Below are 2,122 nucleotides of genomic sequence, written 5' to 3'. Positions count from 1 at the left end.
TGTTGAAATGTTCCGCAAGCTTCTCGACGACGCTCAGGCAGGTGACAACGTTGGTCTCCTCCTCCGTGGCGCTGAAAAGAAGGACATTGTCCGTGGCATGGTTCTCGCTGCTCCGAAGTCTGTCACTCCGCACACCGAATTCAAGGCTGAAATCTACGTTCTCACGAAGGACGAAGGTGGTCGCCACACGCCGTTCATGAACGGCTACCGTCCGCAGTTCTACTTCCGCACCACCGACGTTACTGGCACGATCCAGCTCCCGGAAGGTGTTGAAATGGTGACTCCGGGTGACACGGTCACGATCCACGTGAACCTCATCGCTCCGATCGCTATGGAAAAGCAGCTCCGCTTCGCTATCCGCGAAGGTGGCCGCACGGTTGGTGCAGGTTCTGTAACCGAAATCATCAAGTAATAGAGTAAAAAATGCCCAGAGAACTCATCGTGCTTGAATGCACAGAATGTGGTCAGCGCAACTATGATTGCGACAAGAACAAGCGTCTTCATCCTTCCCGCGTGGAATACAAGAAGTACTGCCGCTTCTGCCGCAAGCATACTGTTCACAAGGAATCCAAGTAAGGAAGTCCGAATAGGTCGATAGCTCAATTGGTAGAGTCACGGTCTCCAAAACCGTTGGTTGGGGGTTCGAGTCCCTCTCGACCTGCTCACTTCCCGGAGAAAAAATGCGTAAGGTTCAGCAATATGTATCAGAATCTGTCCAAGAACTGAAACAGGTTACTTGGCCCACCTGGGAAGAACTTAAGGGTTCTACTCTTGTTGTAATGCTTTTTAGCGTTATCATGGGATTCTATATTGCAGGGCTCGACTTTGTGCTCTCTTGGATTGTAAATTTCATTATGGGTAGAGGTTAGTGTATGTCCATGCAGTGGTATGCCGTTCACACCTTTACCGGTCAAGAAAACAATATCAAGAAACGCCTTGAGCAAATGATTGAGCGCGAAGGCGTTCAAGATAAATTTGGACGTATACTCGTACCTATCCGCGAAGTTGTTTCCAACGTTCGCGGTAAGCGTCGTGTTAGCGTCCAAAATTTGTTTCCTGCATATATCATTATTGAAATGGAGCTGGACGAGCTCACCCAGCACCTGGTGTCCACCATCAATGGTGTCACCCATTTCGGCGGAATGACTCGCGCTTCTCGAGTACCTATTCCGCTTCGTCAGAGCGAGGTCGATCGTCTTCTGGGTGTTGATCCTGAAAACTCCATCGAAGGCGAGATCCAAATTCCGTACACAATTGGCGAAAATGTCTGCATCAAGGAAGGTCCTTTCAAGGGCTTTGTGGGCGTCGTAGATGAAATTATGGAAGCCAAGATCAAGGTCATGGTTTCCGTTTTTGGTCGTTCTACGCCAGTCGAACTCGCTTTTAACCAAGTCGAATCCGCCGACGCATAATTGATACGGTCTTTGAAACGGAGATAATACAGTGGCAAAGAAAATCACAGGTTATATTAAGCTCCAGATTCCCGGTGGCGCAGCTAACCCAGCTCCTCCGGTAGGTCCTGCCCTTGGTCAGAAGGGTGTGAACATCATGGAGTTCTGCAAACAGTTTAACGCTAAGACTCAGAATGACAAGGGCATGATTGTGCCGGTCGTCATCACGGTCTACGCTGACAAGAGCTTCACCTTCATCACGAAGGTCTCGCCGGTTCCGGCCCTCATCAAGAAGGCTACTGGCGTGCAGAGCGGCTCTGGTGAACCCAACCGTAAGAAAGTTGGCAAGATCACTCAAGCCCAGATCACGGAAATCGCCCAAAAGAAGATGCCGGATCTAAACACAATCGACCTCGAAGCCGCCAAGCGCATGGTTGCGGGCACTGCTCGTTCCATGGGTATTGAAGTGGTTGACTGAGGCAGGTAATTCACCGTTACGTATCTGACAGGAAAATTTCATGTTCAGAGGAAAAAAATACAAAAAGATTGCTGAATCTTTCGATCGCACCAAGGCGTACGATTTGAAGGAAGCAATCGAAATACTCAAAAAGTCCGAATTGAAGTTCGACCAGACGGTCGAAGTACACTTCAATCTCGGTGTGGACCCAAAACATTCCGACCAAGTGGTTCGTGGCACTGTCGTGCTTCCGCATGGTACCGGTCGTCAGGTC

The 2,122-nt window shown here is 49.6% G+C and carries 5 protein-coding genes, 1 tRNA gene and 1 pseudogene; all 7 read left to right on the top strand.

Translation table 11 applies throughout. The features are described from left to right. On the top strand, window positions 1-412 hold a 412-nt coding region (locus ACJMM9_RS16890; RefSeq protein WP_405322710.1), incomplete at its 5' end, for an EF-Tu/IF-2/RF-3 family GTPase. An 11-nt stretch (window positions 413-423) separates the two neighbouring features. Then, window positions 424-576, top strand: coding sequence for a 50S ribosomal protein L33 (rpmG, locus tag ACJMM9_RS16885; protein ID WP_088640950.1), 153 nt, complete (start codon window positions 424-426; stop codon window positions 574-576). Between the two features lie 12 nt (window positions 577-588). After that, a tRNA-Trp gene (locus ACJMM9_RS16880) sits at window positions 589-661 on the top strand. A gap of 19 nt (window positions 662-680) precedes the next feature. Beyond that, entirely contained in the window at window positions 681-869 is a 189-nt protein-coding gene (gene secE, locus ACJMM9_RS16875) for a preprotein translocase subunit SecE (protein WP_014545992.1), read from the top strand. Window positions 870-872: 3 nt separating this feature from the next. After that, window positions 873-1,412: a transcription termination/antitermination protein NusG gene (gene nusG / locus ACJMM9_RS16870; RefSeq protein WP_088640951.1), complete on the top strand. Its 540-nt coding sequence runs from the start codon at window positions 873-875 to the stop codon at window positions 1,410-1,412. Window positions 1,413-1,443: 31 nt separating this feature from the next. Beyond that, window positions 1,444-1,869, top strand: coding sequence for a 50S ribosomal protein L11 (gene rplK, locus ACJMM9_RS16865; protein WP_014545990.1), 426 nt, complete (start codon window positions 1,444-1,446; stop codon window positions 1,867-1,869). Window positions 1,870-1,909: 40 nt separating this feature from the next. Continuing rightward, window positions 1,910-2,122 (top strand): annotated as a pseudogene (locus ACJMM9_RS16860) (50S ribosomal protein L1); the annotation flags it as partial.

This window comes from Fibrobacter sp. (genome assembly GCF_045112255.1).
GTDB lineage: Bacteria > Fibrobacterota > Fibrobacteria > Fibrobacterales > Fibrobacteraceae > Fibrobacter.
This window is presented reverse-complemented; position numbering and strand designations above follow the sequence as displayed.